We start from the raw sequence: 18,241 nt of genomic DNA, 5'->3' as shown, positions 1-18,241 counted from the left end.
TATCGCGGTGGGCCTCCCGAGACGGGTGTGAACAGCCGCGGGCGAGCCTCGTGGATCGGGTCGTCGAGCGGTCGGCCGGCCCTGTAGGTCAACGCGGCGTACTACGCTGAGTGGACGCGATGGTCGTCGAGGCGGGGGAGGAATCGCGATGAGCGGCACGGTGATCGCGGTCAGCAGCAGCGGTGAGCACACGTTCGCCAAGGAGCCGCGGGCCGGCATCCGACTGCTGGCGGGGCTGGGCGTCGAGGGAGACGCGCACGCGGGCGAAACGGTCAAGCACCGGTCGCGGGTGGCGCAGGATCCGGCGCAGCCGAATCTGCGCCAGGTGCACCTCATGCCGCGCGAGCTGTTCGACGAGCTCGGCGAGCAGGGCTTCGACGTGGGGCCGGGACAACTGGGCGAGAACATCACGACCGCCGGACTCGATCTGCTGGGGCTCTCCGTCGGGACGCTCCTGCGGATCGGCCCGGCGGCCGTGGTCGAGGTGACGGGGTTGCGCAACCCCTGCCTGCAGATCGACATGTTCCGGGCGGGCCTGCTGAGCCGAGTGGCATACCGCGACGAAGACGGCCGGGTGATCCGCAAGGCCGGGATCATGGGCGTCGTCGTGGCGGGTGGCCCAGTGCGGCCGGATGACGTCATCACCGTCGAGCCGCCCGAAGGTCCGCACCGCTCGCTCGAACGGGTCTAGGCGAGGGGATGTGATCGGTCCGGCTCGAGCCGGACCGATCGACACCACTCAGGCGAAACGTTCGGCGACCATCTCCTCGGTCAATCCGTAGTCCGCCAGCGAGTACCGGTGGGTGGGTTTGCGATCACCGGTGCGGCTCTCGGCGTCGAGGGCCGCGATGGCGGTGCGCGCCTGCTCGGTGAATTCGGCCCCGATGCGGTCGTAGATCCCGGCGACGACGGCGAACGGATCGGCGCGCAGGTCGTCGAACTCGATGTCGAGGAACGTCGCTTCGGGATGCCGGGCCCGCGCCGCGCCGAACTCCGAGAGTCCGCGCGCCCACAGGTCGAGCTGGGTGCGGCCGATGGTCTCGCCGGTGAACACGGTGGACCAGCCGCGGGTGGCGTGCTCGTTGAGACTGCACACCGACGGGATGATCGTGGCCGGATCGCGGTGGGTCTGGATCACCACCGCGTCCGGGTAGACCGCGAGCAGAGCGTCCAGGTTGAACAGATGGCTGGGATTCTTGAGAACCCACCGGCGATCGTCGTTCATCCCGATCAGCTGCAGATTGCGGCGGTGCCGTGCGTAGGCCGGTGTCCAGTCCTGCTGGGCCAGCCACCGCGAGTACCCCGGCACATAGGCCAGACACTCGTAGGAATGCGAGGTCCCCGACTGACGCAGTAGCTGCCAGCATTCCTCCACATCGGCGGCGCTCATGTAGTGCAGCCCCATGAATTCCGGATTCTGCACCTGGTGCTGCCGCAACCCCGCGTCGATCTGCTGATACGCCGGGTTCTCGGCCCAGGACTCGCGCGGCGGCCGCGGCTGCGGGAAATCGGTCAGCCACATCTCCAGACCCTGATTCCCCGGATCGGCGGCCAGCAGGCGATGCAACGCCGTGGTGCCGGTCCTGGGCAGCCCGGTGACGAAAATCGGCCGGGTGACCGGAGTGTCGACATAGCCGGGGTTGGCGGCCCACGCCGCCTCGCTGAGCGCGCGGGCCACGAGGGCGCCACGCAGGAAGAAGCGCGACATCTTCGAGCCGAGCTCGGTGAGCCCGGCTTCCTGGCGATACGAGTCGAGCAGGATCTGCAGCGCCTCGGTGTAGTCGTCGGTCCCGAAGTCGGTGAGTCCGGTGAGTTTGGTGGCTGAGGCGTGCAGGTCGGCCACGGTGCCGACATCAGTGCGCACGGTCATCGCGAGAGCTCCTAGTTGTGGTATTCGCCGCAGTTGACGTCGAGGGTCTGGCCGGTGATCGCCGAGGACCACGCCGAGGCGAGAAACACCACGGCACGGGCGATCTCGTCGGGTTCGGGCAGCCGCTTCAGGTCGGATTTCGACGCCGTCTGCTCATACACCTGCTCGACGGTGATGCCGTACTTCTTGGCGACCTCGCCGAAATACCACTTCAACTGATCGGTCCAGATGTAGCCGGGCAGCACGCTGTTGACCCGCACCCCCTTGGCACCGAGTTCGGTGGCCAGGGTCTGCGACATGGCCAGCAGCGCCGCCTTGGTGAGTTTGTAGCTGCCGTAGCGCGGTTCGGAGTGCCGCACGACCATCGAATTGATCATCACCACAGCGCCTTTGGACTCGGCAAGGGCGGGGGTGAACGCCTGCGTCATCCGCAGGCCGCCCAGGACCGTCATGTCCAGACTCGACCGGATGTGGTCGAAATCGGTGCGGTCCAGCGGCTTCATCGACGGCATCGAGAACGCGTTGTTCACCAGCGCGTCGACCCCGCCGAAGGTCGCCAGGGTCTGCGCCACCAAGTTCTCGACGGCCGCCGAGTCGGTGATGTCGGTGGGTACGCACAGCGTCGCGCCCCCCGCACCCTCGATCTCCGCGGCGACCTCGAGCAGCCGCGATTCGGTGCGCGCCGCGAGCACGACGGTGGCCCCGGCCGCGGCCGCCTCCAGACAGATCGAGCGGCCGAGCCCGGGCCCGACGCCCGACACCACGACCACTTTGCCGTCCAACAATGACCCGCTCATCCGAGCATCCTCTCCGCGAAGGCCCGCTGCCGGGCCGCGATCCGCTCGCGCCATGCCGCGGCGTCGATCCGGTTGTCCTCGAAATGGGGCAGGTGGCGCGCGATCTCGCCGATCGGCACCACGGCGACGGTCGGCCCGTCCGCCTCGGTCATCGGCCGGTCGGTGCGCTGCCACCGGAACTGCAGGATGCCGCGGGTGCGCCCGGTGGTTTCGATCCAGTTCGCGATGCCGGGGTCGGCCTTGCTCACCACCATGCGGATCATCCCGTCCGGATCCACCTGTGCCTGCGCGTGATTGAGGCTCGTCTGATGGTTGACGTAGTCGAGCGAGATGTACCAGAGGCTGCCCAGCTGGAAACCCTGGTACGGCGCGTCCGATTTCGGCACCGTGATCACCAGCGCCTGATCGTCGGCCAGATCGAAGTGCCCGACCGAGGAGTACTGGGTGCTGAGCCCGCCCGGGGTCAGCCGCGGCGCGGTGAGCGTGTTCACCGGCAGGTCCAGGTAGAACCACTTCGGGAAGTTGAACCAGGTGTGCACGCGGGTGAGCAGCATCTTCGCCGCCGCGTTGTAGCGCTTGCGCATCCGCGCGAGATCCGGCTCCACGGGCGCGGTGCCGATGGTGTCGACCCGCTCGATCGTGATCGAGCCCTTGCGTTCGGTCCAGTCGCTGTAGACCTCACGCACGGCCAGCATCGACGCGCCCTCGCCCAGGGTGAAGTAGCCGGGCTCCGGTTCGGGCTTCGGTGGCCCGAACCGCAGGGCGAAGCTGCCGTCCTCGGCGATCGTGATCCGTCGATCGTCGAAGGCGTCCTCGCCGCCGGGCACGTCGGTCGCGGTGTAATCACCCTTGAGCACTTGGAAACTGAGGTCGACGGTGCTGCCGCGGACCCCGGTCACCAGATACTCGGCGCCGGGCTCGATGTTCGCGTGGTAGTAGAGGGTGTCCGGGTTGTCGAGGCCCATCTTGGCGTAGGGCCCGGTGGAGGACACGAAGTACGGATGACTGGTGCCGTGCGCGCCCGAGAGCCGCAGGCAGGCGGCGACGCCGGCTGCCAGGTAGTCGTAGCCCTCGGCGAGGTCGGCCTCGTCACGCACGAATTCCGCGCCGGCGATGAGCTTTTCGGCCTGGGCGACCGCGGCCGTGAACGGCGCGGTGAGCGAATCCGGCGGCGCGGTGCTGCCTGCCTCGGTGGCGGTACTGGAGTGGGTCAACGGTCTGCGATTCCTAGCTCTCGGAGGATATGGGCGGCGATCTCGGCGGGGGAGCCGAGGTCGGGGGTGATGACGAGATCGGGCCGCTCCGGCCGCTCGTACGGCGAACCGATGCCGGTGAACCCGGGCAGCTCACCGGCGCGCGCCTTGGCGTAGAGGCCCTTGGGGTCGCGGCGTTCGCATTCGGCCAGCGGGGTGTCGACGAACACCTCGTGGAACGGCAGCGCGCGCTCGGTGTGGGTGGTGCGCGCGCGGTCGCGCTGCGCGGTGAAGGGGCTGATCACCGACACGATGGCGATCGCGCCGGAGTCGGCGAACAGGGCGGCCACCTCGGCGACCCGGCGCACGTTCTCGTCCCGGTCGGCGGGGGAGAAGCCGAGGCCGGCGTTGAGGCCGTGGCGCAGATTGTCGCCGTCGAGCAGGTAGGCGGCACGGCCCGCGGCGACCAGTTGCCGTTCCACTTCCACCGCCACGGTCGACTTCCCCGACCCCGACAGCCCGGTCAGCCAGATCGTCGCCCCGGAGTGCGCGCGATCGTCGCGCGTCACCGCCGAGCGATGCCACACCACCGAGACCGATTCGCGGTGCGCGCCGGTGTCGCGGCCGGTGATCATGCCCGCGGCGACCGTCTGATCGGTGACCGGGTCGATGAGGATGAAGCTGCCGGTGCGCCGGTTCTCCCGATACGGATCGAACAGCAGCGGCTGTCTGCTGCGCAGCCGCACCCGGGCGATGTCGTTGAGCGACAACGACTCCGCGTCCTCGATGCGGTGCAGCGTGTTCACATCGAGCTGATAGTCGATGTCGAGCACCTCGGCGCTCGACATCTGCGCCGCGGTGCGGACGAGGTATCGCGCCCCGGCACGCAGGCGCGTCGTCTCGGAGAACCAGCACACCATCGCGTCCAGCTCGGCGCCGACCTGCGGGCGATTGCCCGGTCGCGCCAGCAGATCGCCACGGCCCACGTCGATCTCGTCGTCGAGGGTGAGCGAGACCGCCATCCCGGTGAACGCCTCGTCGACCTTGGTGCCGCCGGGGCCCCAGATCTCGCGGACCCGCGAGGTGTGCCCGGCGGGCAGCACCACCACCTCGTCGCCCGGTTTGAAGATGCCGCCCGCGACGGTGCCCGCGTAGCTGCGGTGATCGAGGCCCTGCTGGGCGCGGATGACGTACTGGATCGGCAGGCGGGCATCGATGAGATTGCGGTCCGAGGCGATGTGCACGTCCTCGAGGTGGCGCAGCAGCGGCGGCCCGGGATACCAGGGCATGTGCGCTGACGCGTCGACCACATTGTCGCCGAGCAGTGCCGAGACCGGCACGAAACTCAGATCGCCCACGGTCAGTTTCGCGGCGAAGGCGGCGAATTCGGTCCGGATCTCCTCGAATCGCTCCTGCGACCAGTCCACCAGGTCCATCTTGTTCACGCACACCACCAGGTGCGGCACGCCGAGCAGGGTGGCGAGGAAGGCGTGCCTGCGGGTCTGCTCGCACACCCCGGTGCGGGCGTCGACCAGGATCAGCGCGAGGTCGGCCGTCGAGGCGCCGGTCACCATGTTGCGGGTGTACTGCACGTGGCCCGGGGTGTCGGCGATGACGAACTTGCGCCGCGGCGTCGTCACGTAGCGGTAGGCGACATCGATGGTGATGCCCTGCTCGCGCTCGGCGCGCAGTCCGTCGGTGACCAGCGCGAGATCGGCCGCGGCGCCGCCGCGTTCGGCACTCACACGCTCGATGGCGGCGAGCTGGTCGTCGAACAGCGACTTGGAGTCGTAGAGCAGTCTGCCGATGAGGGTCGACTTGCCGTCGTCCACGCTGCCCGCGGTCGCCAGGCGCAACAGGTTGCGGCTCATCAGAAGTAGCCCTCTCGCTTGCGGTCTTCCATGCCGGTCTCGGAGATCCGGTCGTCGGCGCGGGTGGCGCCGCGTTCGGTCAGCCGGGTGGCCGCGGTCTCGGCGATCACCTTCGCCGCCGTGTCTGCCTCGCTCTCGACGCAGCCGGTGCAGGTCGCGTCGCCGACCGTGCGGAAGCGCACGGTGGCCTCGACGGTGGTCTCGCCGGGTTCGGGAGCCAGGAACCGGCCTACCGACAACAACATCCCGTCGCGCTCGACGACCCGGCGCCGGTGCGCGTAGTAGAGGGTGGGCAGTTCCACGGCCTCGCGGTCGATGTACTCCCAGATGTCGAGTTCGGTCCAGTTCGACAGCGGGAAAACCCGGATGTGCTCGCCCTTCTGGTGCCGTCCGTTGTAGAGGTTCCAGACCTCGGGGCGCTGTGCCCGCGGATCCCACTCGCCGAACGCGTTGCGGAAGCTGAACACCCGCTCCTTGGCCCTGGCCTTCTCCTCGTCGCGGCGGGCGCCACCGAAGACCGCGTCGAAACGGTGCTCGCCGATGGCGCGCAGCAGAGTGGTGGTCTGCAGCGGATTGCGGGTGCCCCCGGGACGCTCCACCGAACGGCCCGCGTCGATGTCGTCCTGGACCCGGGCGACCAGCAGCCGGGCGCCGGTGCGCTCGGCGGTCCGGTCACGGAATTCGATGACCTCGTCGAAGTTGTGGCCGGTATCCACGTGGAGCAGCGGAAACGGCAGCGGGGCCGGCCAGAAGGCCCGCCGCGCCAGGTGCAGCAGCACCGCCGAGTCCTTGCCACCGGAGAACAACAGCACCGGTCGCTCGAACGTGGCCGCCACCTCCCGGAAGATGTGCACCGATTCGGCCTCCAAGGCCGCCAGGTGCGACAGCTCGTACCCCGTCTGCACTGTTCACCCACTTCGTTCGGTCGCGACGCCGGGTGAGACTCACCCGGGCTTGCGATGTCGAATATTCGACGCTATTGTTCGATATTGTGACACCGACGATAAGCCCGGCCACGGACGCCGGTCAAGGGGCGAGCGCCGATTCCGTCGTCGGCGTGGCCTCCCCGCCGACGCAGCGGGTGGTGAAAGTGCTGGAACTGCTCGCGCGACATGCCACCGATCGGCTGTCGCTGGCGCGCATCGTGCGCGAAGCGGGACTGTCCAGAGCCACCGCCCACGCGGTGCTCACCCAGCTCACCGCCGACGGCTGGACCGTGCGCGACGACGACGGGTGCTACGGCATCGGCCTGCGCTTGCTGGCCGTCGCGCGCCGTGCCGAGGCCGCGTTCCCGCTGCGCCGCACCGCCGCGCCGCACCTGCGCGCGCTCGCCGAGAACACCGGGCATCCGGTGTTCCTGGCCGAACGCGACGGTGACAGCATCGTGGTCACCGAGGTCGTGGGGGAGCCCTCGGCGGGCTGGATCCGCGCGGGTCGCCGCCTGCCGCTCGCGCCGCCGGTCTGCCGCGAGTTCATCGCCTGGGAGCCGGAGGCGGCCCGGCGCGCCTGGCTCGCCACCGCCGACCCGGCGCACCGGGACCGTCTCGCGCGCGTCCTCGCCGAGATCCGCACGCGCGGCTATTCGGTCGAACGTCTCGTCGACGACTCGACGCCGATGCTGGAAGTCCTGGCGGGCCTGCGCAATTCGCCGATCACCGAGGCGCTGCGGGCCCAGCTCGGCTCGGTGATCACCGAACTCATCACCATCGACTATCTGCCCGAGGAGCTCGGGCCGGAGAACGCCGTGGTCACGGTGGCGGCGCCGATCCGCGACGAGCGCGGGGTGGTCATCGCCTCGGTCGTCTCCTGTCCGGATTCCCGGCTGTCGAGTGCGGCGCTGGCCGATCTCGGGGCGGCCACCATCGCCGCGGCCGAACGCATCCGTACCGGCGCCTCGGTCGCCGATTCAGCGAACTGACGGTGCGAGCGCGACGCCGTGTTCGGTGATCTGGGTGGCAGTCGCCGACATCGCGGTCAGTCGGCTGTCGGCCCCGGCAATTCGCCGTAGAACTCGCGCAGCGCGGAGGTGATCCCGACGAACACGCGATGGGCCGCCGCCAGGTCGCTGTCGGGCAGGTCGGCCAGCGCCGCCCTCGTGCGTGCGCTGAGCGGGCCGAAGAAGCCGGCCGCGACGGACATGCCGTGCTCGGTGTAGCCGAGATGGACGCGCCGGCGATCGGTCTCGTCGGGCACCCGCTCGAGATGGCCGGATTCGATCATCCGCTCGACGAGGTACGTGACGGCGGGCGCGGAGACGCCCATGAGCTTGCTCAACTGCCCCGCCGTCACCGGCACGCCTTCGGCCTCGGCCGTGGCGACGTGCATGAGCGCGCGGAAGTCGTTCGGCCGCAAGCTGTTCGAACGCGCGAAGACGTGTCCGATCTGTTCGGAGATCGCGGTGAGCGCACGCAGGTCCCGCGCGATCTCGGTCTCCAGCCCCGCTCGGTCGGCGGCCGGATCGATGTTCGCGGTGTGTTCGTCCACGCGCTGTCTCCTCTCGGTCCGGCTGCGAGCTTAGCCGCCCCGGGGCGCGCGACATTGCCAGATAGTTAAGTTTCTGAAATAGTACGGTCCGTGATGGGAGCGAACGAACAACAGGGTTGGGATCGGTTCGCCCGGCTGGTCACCGGGCGGCGATCGTGGGTGATGCTGCTGGCGGTGGTGGCGGCCGCCGTGGCCGTCATGGGGCTGGCAGGCGCCAACGACAGCGCGGGCCAGGCGCCCGTCTCACTGCCGTCGACGTCGGAGTCCGCCAGGGCCGCCGAGGCGCTCGCACAGTTCCCCGGCGCGGGGGAGGCCGCCGCGATCGCGGTGGCTACCCGCACCGACGACGGGGCGTTGACGCCCGCGGATCTGGCGGCACTGGATGCCACGCTCGTGCGGGTCGGGGCATCCCCGAACAGCCTGGTCCCGGCACCGGACGGACGTGCCGCGCTCGCCCCGATCCCGGTGTCGGCCGACCTGAACGGATTCGCGCTCACCGAGCGGATCGACGAGCTGCGCGCGGCCGTGACCGCCGACCTCCCGGAGCCGCTGCGGGTGCAGGTGACCGGCGGGCCCGCCTTCGGCGCCGATATCGCCGACTCGTTCTCCGGCGCGAACACGCTGCTGCTGATCGTCACCGCGCTGGTGGTGATGGTGCTGCTCATCCTCACCTACCGCTCGCCGGTGCTCTGGCTGGTCCCGCTGACCGTGGTCGGTCTCGCGGACCGCGTCGCCACCAGCGTGGGCACCGCGCTGGCCCAGCTCACCGGCCTCACCTTCGACGGCTCGACCTCCGGCATCACCAGCGTCCTGGTGTTCGGCGCCGGCACCAACTACGCGCTGCTGTTGGTGTCGCGCTATCGCGACGAGCTGCATCGGCACACCGATCATCGCGAAGCGCTGCGGGCGGCGGTGCGGCATGCCGCGCCCGCCATCGTCGCCAGCAATGTCACCGTGGTTCTGGCCTTGCTGACCCTGCTCCTGGCCGCGCTGCCCAACACCCGCAGTCTCGGCGCGTTCGCCGCCGCCGGCCTGGTCGTCGCCCTGGTCTTCGTCCTGTGCGCGCTGCCGCCCGCCCTGGCGCTGTGCGGACGCGGCGTCTTCTGGCCGTTCGTGCCCGCCGCGGACGGCCGCGATCCGGCCGAGCACGGCATGTGGGCCTCGGTGGCGACCCGCGTGGTGCGCCGCCCCGCTCTCGTCGCGGGCTCGGCGGCCGCGGTGCTGGTGGTCTTCGCTACCGGGCTCCTCACGACCGATATCGGGCTCTCGCGTACCGAGCAGTTCCGGGTCGAGGCCGAATCCGTCGACGGGTTGCGGACCATGGCCGCGCACTTCCCGTCCGGCTCCGCCGACCCGGCCGTGGTGGTCGCCCGGACCGCCACCGACGCCGCCGTGCAATCGGCACTCGAAGGCGTGGACGGGGTTTCGCGTGCCACCCGCACCGGCACCGACGAGGATCTGTCGCGCTGGTCCGTCGTCCTCGACGCGGCGCCGGGCTCGGCCGAGGCGTTCACGGCCGTCGAGGGGATCAGGACCGCCGTCGGCGCTGTCCCCGGCGCCGAAGCGCTGGTCGGCGGATCCGACGCGGAAGCCCTCGACATCCGTGACGCCGCGCGTCGCGACCAGGCGCTGGTGATTCCGCTGATCCTGGCCGTGGTCCTGCTCGTTCTGCTGGTGCTGCTGCGGGCGGTGCCCGCCTCGCTGCTGCTCGTCGGTGTGACGGTGCTCAGCGCGCTCGCGGCCCTCGGCGCGGGCAGCTGGATCAGCGACACCGTCTTCGGATTCCCCGCACTGGACACCAATGTCCCGCTGTTCGGGTTCCTGTTCCTGGTCGCGCTGGGCGTGGACTACACGATCTTCCTCGTGACCAGGGCCAGGGAGGAGGCGGCCACCTACGGCACCACGCAGGGAATGGTCCGGGCGGTCGCCTCGACCGGCGCGGTGATCACCAGTGCCGGTGCGGTGCTGGCCGCGGTCTTCTGCGTGCTGGGTGTGCTGCCGTTGATCACCCTCACCCAGTTGGGCATCGTCGTCGGCGTCGGCATCCTGCTCGACACCTTTGTCGTGCGGACCCTCGTGGTGCCGGCGCTGTTCGAGTTGCTGGGCGACAAGGTCTGGTGGCCGGCGAAACCGCAAGGCGCGGAACCGAAGGCGCCGGCCACGACGTGAGCCGGGGCCGTGGGGTCCGCGCGGCGCGGTCGTCGTGTCGGACCCTGCTGCCAGACTCACGGCATGCGGTGGGCGGTGGCGGAGACGGGCGACGGTGGCGCGCGCCTGTGTCCGCTCGGCCCGGACGGCAGGCCCGCGGGACCCGTCCACACCGAGCCGTCGGTGGCGGCGGGCATCCGCGCCCATCCGGAGGTCGAACGGTGGGTCTGGCGGTCCACCCCGGAGCTCTACCGCGCGCTGCTGGCGGCGGGCGTGCGGGTCGACCGGTGCTACGACGTCCAGGCCGCCGAAGCCCTGCTGATCGGGTACGAGGAGGGGCAGTCCGGTCAGGCGCGCTCGCTCGCGGCCGCCTGGGCCCGCTTGCGCAACCTGCCCGTGCCACCCGATCCGCCCCTGCGCGCCGCCGACACCCAGCCCTCGCTGTTCGAATCCACCACGGTCCCACTCCCACCCGGCGTCGACGAATTCGACGCCCTGCTCGCCGTCTACGCGGGACAGCTCGCGCGGACCGCGCGAACCGAACATCCCGACCGCATGCGGCTGCTGATCGCCGCCGAGTCGGCGGGCATGCTGGTCGCCACCGAGATGTCGCGGGCCGGGATCCCGTGGCGCGCCGACATCCACCGGGGACTCCTGGACGCCATGCTCGGCGAACGATTCGCCGGTGGGGAACCACGCCGGATGGCCGAGCTGGCCGACGAGGTGTCGCGGGCGTTCGGCGGGGTCCGGGTGCGTGCCGATCTGCCCAACGAGATCGTCAAGGCGTTCGCTCGCGCCGGAATCGTGTTGTCCTCCACCCGGAAATGGGAACTGGAGCGCGTCGACCATCCGGCCGTCGCGCCGCTGCTGGCCTACAAATCGCTGTATCGCGTGTACACCGCGCACGGCTGGTCGTGGCTCGAACAGTGGGTGCGCGAGGGCCGATTCCGGCCCGAGTACCTGCCCGGCGGCACGGTGACCGGTCGCTGGACCACCAATGGCGGTGGCGCCCTGCAGATTCCGAAGGTGATCCGACAGGCGATCCGCGCGGATCCGGGCTGGTCGCTCGTGGTCGCCGACGCCGACCAGATGGAGCCGCGCGTCCTGGCCGCCATCTCCCGCGACCCCGGCCTGATGGACGCGGCGAGCCGCGCGGAGGACATGTACGCCGACCTCGCCGCCCGCGGTCTGGGCGGTACCCGTGCCGAAGCGAAACTGGCCCTGCTCGGCGCCATCTACGGCCAGACCTCCGGTGACGCCCTCACCCACATGGCCGCCCTGCGCCGCCGGTACCCGCGCGCGGTCGCCTACGTCGACGAGGCGGCCGACGCCGGGGCGGAGGGCCGCCTCGTGCGCACGTGGCTCGGACGCACCTGCACGCCGCTGTCGGTCGCCGGAGACCACGACCTCGCCGGTTTCACCGACACCCCCGCGGCCAGGGCGCGTGGCCGCTTCACCCGGAACTTCGTCGTGCAGGGCAGCGCCGCCGACTGGGCGCTGCTGGTCCTCGCGGGCCTGCGCCACACTCTCTTCCACGGCGGACTGCGCGCCGAGCTGGTCTTCTTCCAGCACGACGAGGTGATCGTGCACTGCCCGGCCGAGGAAGCCGAGGCGGTGTCCGAGGCGATCGCCACCGCGGCCGACACCGCCGGCCGGATCGCCTTCGGAGAGACCCCGGTACGGTTTCCCTTCACCACCGCCGTGGTCGACTGCTACGGCGACGCCAAGTAGCGGCGGCCGCTCAGAGGAACCGGGCGATGAGGTCCTTCATCACCTCGTTCGCGCCCGCGTAGATGCGGGAGATGCGGCCGTCGGCCCACATGCGCGCGATCGGATACTCCTCCATGTAGCCGTAGCCGCCGTGTAGCTGGACGCAGCGGTCGATCACCTGGGACTGCTGATCGGTGGTCCAGTACTTGACCATCGCGGCGGTCTTGACGTCGAGCGCGCCTCGCAGGTGCTTGTCGACCGCGGCGTCGACGAAGGTGCGCACCACCTCCGCGATCGTGGCGCACTCGGCCAGCTCGAAGCGGGTGTTCTGCATCGCGAACAGCGGCTTGCCGAAGGCATTGCGCTGTTTGACGTAGGCGAGGGTCTCGGCCACGGCGGCCTCGATCGCCGCGGCGGCCGCGACGCCGCAGATCAGGCGTTCCTGGGGGAGTTGCTGCATCAGCTGGATGAAGCCCTCGCCCTCGGCGCCGAGCAGATTCGCCTGCGGCACCCGCAGGTTGTCGAAGAAGAGCTCGGTCGTGTCCTGCCCCTTCTGTCCGACCTTCTTGAGCAGCCTGCCGCGTTCGAAGCCGGGGGTGTCGTCGGCGACCTCGGCGACGACCAGCGAGACGCCCTTGGCGGCCTGCGTCGGGTCGGTTTTCACGGCGATGATCAGCAGATCGCAGTTGCGGCCGTTGGAGATGAAGGTCTTCGCGCCCGAGATCAGGTAGTCGTCGCCGTCCTTGACCGCCTTGGTCGCGATGTTCTGCAGGTCCGAGCCGGTGCCGGGTTCGGTCATGGCGATGGCGCCGATCCACTCGCCGGAGGCGAGCTTGGGCAGCCAGCGCTTCTTGTTCTCCTCCGAGGCGTAGGCCAGCAGGTAGTGCGGCACGATCCCGGTGTGCACGCCCAGCTGCATGGCCGAGTCCCCGCCCTTGACCTGTTCGGTGAAGAGCACGGCCTCGTGCGCGAAAGTGCCACCGCCGCCGCCGTATTCCTCCGGGATCGACATGCACAGCAGGCCGAGCTCGCCGGCCTGGCGGTAGACCTCCCGGCTCGGGTATCCCTGAGCGGCGAACTCCTCGCGCTGCGGCGCGACGGTGTTCGCGAAGAAGTTGCGGGCCAGTTCGGCCAGGCCTTGCAGCTCCGAGTCGGCGTCGGTGGTCATCGGGTTTCCTCTTCTCGTTGTGGAGTCCTGCGGCACCAGAGTGGCCACCCTGTTGGCATTCTGTCAATAGTCGGACGATAACCCGGGCGGCATTGACAGAGATCCCCCGTGGATGCGAAGGTCCCATTTACATGGACATCCAACTATTGGATAACCTCAGACTTGCGCTCCGCGCATCGACCCTCGGCAAAGGACTGGCATGGTTCGCGAATTGACCCACTTCATCGGCGGCGAGCACGTGACGGGCGCCTCGGGCGCGTTCGGTGACGTGTTCGACCCCAATACCGGCCAGGTGCAGGCCCGGGTTCCGCTGGCGAACACCACCGAGGTCGAGGCGGCGATCGCCGACGCGGCGGCCGCGCAGCCGGTGTGGGCGGCGTTCAACCCGCAGAAGCGGGCCAGGGTGCTGATGAAGTTCCTGACGCTGGTCAACGACGAGATGGACAGCCTGGCGGCGTTGCTGTCGTCCGAGCACGGCAAGACCATCGCCGACGCCAAGGGCGACATCCAGCGTGGCCTCGAGGTCATCGAGTTCGCCGTGGGTATCCCGCACCTGCTCAAGGGCGAATACACCGAGAGCGCGGGCACCGGCATCGACGTGTACTCGATGCGCCAGCCCCTCGGCGTCGTCGCGGGCATCACCCCGTTCAACTTCCCGGCCATGATCCCGCTGTGGAAGGCGGGCCCCGCCCTGGCGTGTGGCAACGCGTTCGTCCTCAAGCCGTCCGAGCGTGATCCGTCCGTGCCGCTGCGCCTGGCCGAATTGTTCCTCGAGGCCGGGCTTCCGCCGGGGGTGTTCAACGTGGTCAACGGCGGCAAGGAAGCCGTCGACACGATCCTGCGCGACGAGCGGATCAAGGCCGTCGGCTTCGTCGGCTCCACTCCGATCGCGCAGTACATCTACGAGACCGCGACCGCCAACGGCAAGCGCGCCCAGTGCTTCGGCGGGGCGAAGAACCACGCGATCGTGATGCCCGACGCCGACCTCGACGACGTGGCCGATCAGCTGATCGGCGCGGGCTACGGCTCGGCGGGCGAGCGCTGCATGGCGATCTCGGTGGCGGTGCCGGTGGGCGAGGAGACCGCGGACCGGCTGGTCGCGAAGCTGACCGAGCGGGTGCACAAGCTCAATGTCGGCCGCTCCGACGACCCGGGTGCCGATTTCGGCCCGCTGGTCGGCCAGGACGGGGTGGACCGGGTCAACAACTACGTCCAGATCGGTGTCGACGAGGGCGCCGAGCTGGTCGTGGACGGGCGCGGGCTGACCGTCGAGGGCGCCGAGGACGGCTACTTCGTCGGCGCGAGCCTGTTCGACAAGGTCACCCCGGACATGCGTGTCTACAAGGAGGAGATCTTCGGCCCGGTCGTGACCGTGGTGCGCGCGCGGGACTTCGAGGAGGGTCTGCGCCTGGCGAACGAGCACGAGTACGGCAACGGCGTGGCCATCTTCACCCGCGACGGCGACACCGCCCGCGACTTCGCCGCTCGCGTGCAGGTCGGCATGGTCGGCATCAACGTGCCGATCCCGGTGCCGATCGCGTACTACACCTTCGGTGGCTGGAAGCGTTCCGGCTTCGGCGATCTGAACCAGCACGGCCCGGATTCGATCCGCTTCTACACCAAGACCAAGACGGTGACGCAGCGCTGGCCCGCGGGGCTGAAGGAGTCCAACGCCTTCGTCATCCCGACGATGGACTGAGCGTCGATGTTCATTCTCAACGACGACGAACGCGCGATCACCGAGACCGCGCGCCAGTTCGCCGACGAGTTCCTCGCGCCGAACGCCCTGGAATGGGACGAGCACAAGCACTTTCCGGTCGACGTCCTGCGCAAGGCGGGTCCGGTCGGCCTCGGTGGCATCTACGTCGCCGAGGACGTCGGCGGCTCGGCCCTGCGCAGGCTCGACGCGGTGCGCATCTTCGAACAGCTCGCGACGGGCTGCCCGTCGGTGGCGGCGTACATGTCGATCCACAACATGGCGACGTGGATGATCGACGCCTACGGCACCGAGGAGCAGCGGCACCGGTGGGTGCCCGGCATGGCCTCGATGGAACTGCTCGGCAGCTACGCCCTCACCGAGCCGGGCGTCGGGTCCGACGCGGCGGCCCTGAGCACCAGGGCCGTTCGTGACGGCGACGACTACGTCCTCACCGGCGCCAAGCAGTTCATCTCCGGCGCGGGAGCCAACGACGTGTACGTGATGATGGTGCGCACCGGCGGCGACGGCGCGCGCGGCATCTCGGCGCTGATCGTGCCCGCCGACACCCCGGGGCTGAGCGTGGGGCCGAACGAACGGAAGATGGGCTGGAACGCGCAGCCGACACGCCAGGTGATCCTGGAGGATGCGCGGGTGCCGGTCGCCAACCGGCTCGGCGAGGAGGGCGACGGCTTCTCGATCGCGATGAACGGGCTCAACGGCGGGCGGTTGAACATCGCCGCCTGCTCGGTCGGCGGTGCGCAGGCCGCGCTGGAGAAGTCGGTTCCGTACCTGACCGAGCGCCACGCGTTCGGCGCGCCGCTGATCCGCAACGACGCCCTGCGCTTCGAGTTGGCCGACATGCGGACCGAGCTGGAAGCGGCGCGCACCCTGCTGTGGCGGGCCGCCGCCGCACTCGACGCCGGGGCGCCGGACAAGGTCGAATTGTGCGCGATGGCCAAGCGTTTCGCCACCGACACCGGTTTCGCGGTGGCCGACAAGGCGTTGCAGCTGCACGGCGGCTACGGCTATCTGCACGAGTACGGGCTGGAGAAGATCGTGCGTGACCTGCGGGTCCACCAGATCCTCGAGGGCACCAACGAGATCATGCGGGTGGTCGTCGCCCGCGCAGTGACAGGAGCGGCATGACCGACGAACCCGAAGTGCTGATCTCCGTCTCCGACGGACTCGGCCTGATCACCCTGAACCGGCCCAAGGCCATCAACGCGCTCAACCACGCGATGACGCTGACGATCACCGACGCGCTGCGCGCGTGGGCGGACGACGACGCGGTCCGCGCGGTGGTGCTCACCGGCGCGGGGGAGCGTGGGCTGTGCGCGGGCGGTGACATCGTCGCCATCCACGCCGACGCGAAAGACGGTACGGCGGGCGCGGATTCGCCGACCGGTCGCTTCTGGCGGGACGAGTACCTGCTCAACGCGCTGATCGGCGCCTACCCCAAGCCGTACGTGGCGATCATGGACGGCATCGTGATGGGCGGTGGGGTCGGTCTGTCCGCGCACGGCAGCCACCGCGTCGTCACCGAGCGGTCCCGTATCGGGATGCCGGAGGTGGGTATCGGCTTCGTTCCCGATGTCGGCGGCACCTACCTGCTCGCGCGGGCACCGGGCGAACTGGGCACCCACGTCGCGCTGACCACCGCGCGGATGACCGCGGGCGACGCGATCGCGGCCGGTTTCGCCGACCACTACGTGCCGTCGACCGCGCTCCCTGAGCTCCTCGCCGCGCTGCGCACGCAGAGCGTGGACCAGGCGATCGCCGCGGTCGCCCAGCCCGCGCCTGCCTCGGACCTGCTCGCCCAGCGCGGCTGGATCGATGCCTGCTACGCCGCCGATTCGGTCGAGGAGATCGTGGCGCGCCTGCGGGCCGCCGATGCTCCCGAGGCGACCAAGGCCGCTGACGACATCCTGGCGAAATCACCGGTCGCGCTGAAGGTCACGCTGCGCTCGCTGCGTGCCGCGCGCCGGTTGGAGAGCCTCGAGGCGGTGCTGGACGAGGAGTACCGGGTCTCCATCGCCGCGCTCGCCTCGCACGACCTGGTCGAGGGCATTCGCGCCCAGGTCATCGACAAGGACCGGAATCCGCGGTGGGCGCCCGCGACCCTCACCGATGTCAGCGACGACCTGGTGGCGGCGTACTTCGCCGACCTGGGCGAGCGGGAACTGCGGGCGACGACACAGGAGACACAGCGATGACCAAGAAGATCGGCTTCCTCGGCCTGGGCCACATGGGCGCCCCGATGGCGGCCAACCTCGTGCGGGCCGGCTACGACGTGCTCGCCTACGACCCGGTGCCCGCGGCCCAGGACCAGGCACGTGCCGACGGCGCCACCGTGGTGGCCACCGCCGCCGAGGCGGCCGCGGGTCGCGACATCGTGATCACGATGCTGCCCAACGGCAAGCTGGTGCTCGACGTCTACGCCGAGCTGCTGCCCGCCGCCGAGCCGAACACCCTGTTCATCGACTGTTCCACCATCGACGTCGCGGACGCGAAAGCCGCTGCGGCCCAGGCCGTCGCGGCCGGGCATCGGCCCCTCGACGCACCGGTCTCCGGTGGCGTCGCCGGCGCCACGGCCGGCACGCTCACGTTCATGGTGGGCGGCGCGGCCGCGGATTTCGCCGACGCGAGCGATGTCCTCGGCGTGATGGGCGGCAAGGTCGTGCACTGCGGTGACGCGGGGGTCGGCCAGGCCGCCAAGATCTGCAACAACATGCTGCTCGGCATCTCGATGATCGGGCTCTCGGAGGCCCTCGTCCTCGGCGAGCGGCTCGGGCTCAGCCACCAATCGTTCTTCGACGTGGTGTCCACCGCCTCGGGCCAGAGCTGGGCCCTCACCAGCTACTGCCCGGTCCCCGGCCCGGTCCCGGCCAGCCCGGCCAACAACGACTACCGGCCCGGCTTCGCCACCGCGCTCATGTCGAAGGACCTCACCCTTGCCGCGAACGCGTTGCGCGCCAACGGGATCGACGGACAGCTCGGTGAGCTGGCCGCGGCGATCTACGAGCGGTTCAACCAGACCGACGCGGGCCGGGACTTCTCGGCGATCGTCACCGACATCCGCGACCGCTCCGGGGAGGCCGCCGAATGAGCGAGTTCGAGACCATCCTGCTCGAGACGAAAGACCGGGTCGGCTGGATCACGTTGAACCGGCCCAAGGCGCTCAACGCGCTCAACAAGCAGGTCCTCGATGATGTCGTGGCCGCGCTCGAGGAGCTCGAGGCCGATGATTCGATCGGTGCGGTGGTGATCACCGGGTCGGAGAAGGCGTTCGCGGCCGGTGCCG

16 protein-coding genes are annotated in these 18,241 nt (G+C 70.0%); 9 read left to right on the top strand and 7 right to left on the bottom strand.

The window, feature by feature from the left end; all coding sequences use genetic code 11:
* Positions 1–148: 148 nt before the first annotated feature.
* Positions 149–691: an MOSC domain-containing protein gene (locus tag QH270_RS08460; protein WP_280339966.1), complete on the top strand. Its 543-nt coding sequence runs from the start codon at positions 149–151 to the stop codon at positions 689–691.
* Between the two features lie 48 nt (positions 692–739).
* On the opposite strand, the gene QH270_RS08455 is transcribed toward QH270_RS08460, so the two are convergent.
* From QH270_RS08455 to cysD, 5 genes are read right to left on the bottom strand one after another with little or no spacing between them, the layout of a single operon-like run.
* Positions 740–1,870 (bottom strand): sulfotransferase family protein, encoded by a 1,131-nt coding sequence (locus tag QH270_RS08455; protein ID WP_280339965.1) that lies wholly within the window; start codon positions 1,868–1,870, stop codon positions 740–742.
* An 11-nt stretch (positions 1,871–1,881) separates the two neighbouring features.
* The gene (locus tag QH270_RS08450) at positions 1,882–2,667 is read right to left on the bottom strand and encodes an SDR family oxidoreductase (RefSeq protein ID WP_280339963.1); all 786 of its coding nucleotides are present in this window, start codon (positions 2,665–2,667) and stop codon (positions 1,882–1,884) included.
* Positions 2,664–3,881, bottom strand: coding sequence for a hypothetical protein (locus QH270_RS08445; protein ID WP_280339961.1), 1,218 nt, complete (start codon positions 3,879–3,881; stop codon positions 2,664–2,666). The genes QH270_RS08450 and QH270_RS08445 overlap by 4 nt, the downstream gene beginning before the upstream one ends.
* Entirely contained in the window at positions 3,878–5,731 is a 1,854-nt protein-coding gene (gene cysC, locus QH270_RS08440) for an adenylyl-sulfate kinase (protein WP_280339960.1), read from the bottom strand. The genes QH270_RS08445 and cysC overlap by 4 nt, the downstream gene beginning before the upstream one ends.
* The gene (gene cysD / locus QH270_RS08435) at positions 5,731–6,636 is read right to left on the bottom strand and encodes a sulfate adenylyltransferase subunit CysD (protein ID WP_280339959.1); all 906 of its coding nucleotides are present in this window, start codon (positions 6,634–6,636) and stop codon (positions 5,731–5,733) included. The genes cysC and cysD overlap by 1 nt, the downstream gene beginning before the upstream one ends.
* An 86-nt stretch (positions 6,637–6,722) precedes the next feature.
* Between cysD and QH270_RS08430 the strand changes: the two genes are divergently transcribed.
* Entirely contained in the window at positions 6,723–7,649 is a 927-nt protein-coding gene (locus QH270_RS08430; protein ID WP_280339958.1) for an IclR family transcriptional regulator, read from the top strand.
* Positions 7,650–7,705: 56 nt separating this feature from the next.
* Here the strand turns inward: QH270_RS08430 and QH270_RS08425 are convergent, their stop codons facing one another.
* Positions 7,706–8,215 (bottom strand): MarR family winged helix-turn-helix transcriptional regulator, encoded by a 510-nt coding sequence (locus QH270_RS08425; RefSeq protein WP_280339957.1) that lies wholly within the window; start codon positions 8,213–8,215, stop codon positions 7,706–7,708.
* A gap of 93 nt (positions 8,216–8,308) precedes the next feature.
* Here QH270_RS08425 and QH270_RS08420 point away from each other — a divergent pair, with 93 nt between their 5' ends.
* Together QH270_RS08420 and QH270_RS08415 are read left to right on the top strand one after the other, a co-directional pair.
* On the top strand, positions 8,309–10,384 hold the full coding sequence (locus QH270_RS08420) for an MMPL family transporter (RefSeq protein ID WP_280340000.1): 2,076 nt from the start codon (positions 8,309–8,311) through the stop codon (positions 10,382–10,384).
* 63 nt (positions 10,385–10,447) lie between these two features.
* Positions 10,448–12,094: a bifunctional 3'-5' exonuclease/DNA polymerase gene (locus QH270_RS08415; RefSeq protein WP_280339956.1), complete on the top strand. Its 1,647-nt coding sequence runs from the start codon at positions 10,448–10,450 to the stop codon at positions 12,092–12,094.
* Between the two features lie 10 nt (positions 12,095–12,104).
* Here the strand turns inward: QH270_RS08415 and QH270_RS08410 are convergent, their stop codons facing one another.
* On the bottom strand, positions 12,105–13,241 hold the full coding sequence (locus QH270_RS08410; protein WP_280339954.1) for an acyl-CoA dehydrogenase family protein: 1,137 nt from the start codon (positions 13,239–13,241) through the stop codon (positions 12,105–12,107).
* A gap of 199 nt (positions 13,242–13,440) precedes the next feature.
* Here QH270_RS08410 and QH270_RS08405 point away from each other — a divergent pair, with 199 nt between their 5' ends.
* The 5 genes from QH270_RS08405 to QH270_RS08385 all read left to right on the top strand — a co-directional run.
* Positions 13,441–14,940 carry a CoA-acylating methylmalonate-semialdehyde dehydrogenase gene (locus QH270_RS08405; RefSeq protein WP_280339952.1) on the top strand — a complete coding sequence of 500 codons (1,500 nt, stop codon included), beginning with the start codon at positions 13,441–13,443 and terminating at the stop codon, positions 14,938–14,940.
* Positions 14,941–14,946: 6 nt separating this feature from the next.
* Positions 14,947–16,086 (top strand): acyl-CoA dehydrogenase family protein, encoded by a 1,140-nt coding sequence (locus QH270_RS08400; RefSeq protein WP_280339950.1) that lies wholly within the window; start codon positions 14,947–14,949, stop codon positions 16,084–16,086.
* Positions 16,083–17,153, top strand: a complete 1,071-nt coding sequence (locus QH270_RS08395; RefSeq protein ID WP_280339949.1) for an enoyl-CoA hydratase/isomerase family protein — start codon at positions 16,083–16,085, stop codon at positions 17,151–17,153. Before QH270_RS08400 ends, QH270_RS08395 begins: the two co-directional genes overlap by 4 nt.
* The gene (mmsB, locus tag QH270_RS08390; protein ID WP_280339947.1) at positions 17,150–18,046 is read left to right on the top strand and encodes a 3-hydroxyisobutyrate dehydrogenase; all 897 of its coding nucleotides are present in this window, start codon (positions 17,150–17,152) and stop codon (positions 18,044–18,046) included. The genes QH270_RS08395 and mmsB overlap by 4 nt, the downstream gene beginning before the upstream one ends.
* On the top strand, positions 18,043–18,241 hold a 199-nt coding region (locus QH270_RS08385; RefSeq protein ID WP_280339945.1), incomplete at its 3' end, for an enoyl-CoA hydratase-related protein. The genes mmsB and QH270_RS08385, both read left to right, overlap by 4 nt.

The organism is Nocardia neocaledoniensis, from assembly GCF_029868625.1.
Classification (GTDB): Bacteria; Actinomycetota; Actinomycetes; order Mycobacteriales; family Mycobacteriaceae; genus Nocardia; species Nocardia neocaledoniensis_A.
The sequence above is the reverse complement of the archived record's forward strand: the minus strand, read 5'-3'. Positions and strand labels throughout refer to the sequence as shown.

Coding starts and splice junctions, on each gene's coding strand:
- QH270_RS08415 (WP_280339956.1), top strand. CDS start 10,448: ATGCGGTGGGCGGTGGCGGAGACGGGCGACGGTGGCGCGCGCCTGTGT.
- QH270_RS08420 (WP_280340000.1), top strand. CDS start 8,309: ATGGGAGCGAACGAACAACAGGGTTGGGATCGGTTCGCCCGGCTGGTC.
- QH270_RS08405 (WP_280339952.1), top strand. CDS start 13,441: ATGGTTCGCGAATTGACCCACTTCATCGGCGGCGAGCACGTGACGGGC.
- cysC (WP_280339960.1), bottom strand. CDS start 5,731: ATGAGCCGCAACCTGTTGCGCCTGGCGACCGCGGGCAGCGTGGACGAC.
- QH270_RS08395 (WP_280339949.1), top strand. CDS start 16,083: ATGACCGACGAACCCGAAGTGCTGATCTCCGTCTCCGACGGACTCGGC.
- mmsB (WP_280339947.1), top strand. CDS start 17,150: ATGACCAAGAAGATCGGCTTCCTCGGCCTGGGCCACATGGGCGCCCCG.
- QH270_RS08410 (WP_280339954.1), bottom strand. CDS start 13,241: ATGACCACCGACGCCGACTCGGAGCTGCAAGGCCTGGCCGAACTGGCC.
- QH270_RS08400 (WP_280339950.1), top strand. CDS start 14,947: ATGTTCATTCTCAACGACGACGAACGCGCGATCACCGAGACCGCGCGC.
- QH270_RS08450 (WP_280339963.1), bottom strand. CDS start 2,667: ATGAGCGGGTCATTGTTGGACGGCAAAGTGGTCGTGGTGTCGGGCGTC.
- QH270_RS08455 (WP_280339965.1), bottom strand. CDS start 1,870: ATGACCGTGCGCACTGATGTCGGCACCGTGGCCGACCTGCACGCCTCA.
- QH270_RS08460 (WP_280339966.1), top strand. CDS start 149: ATGAGCGGCACGGTGATCGCGGTCAGCAGCAGCGGTGAGCACACGTTC.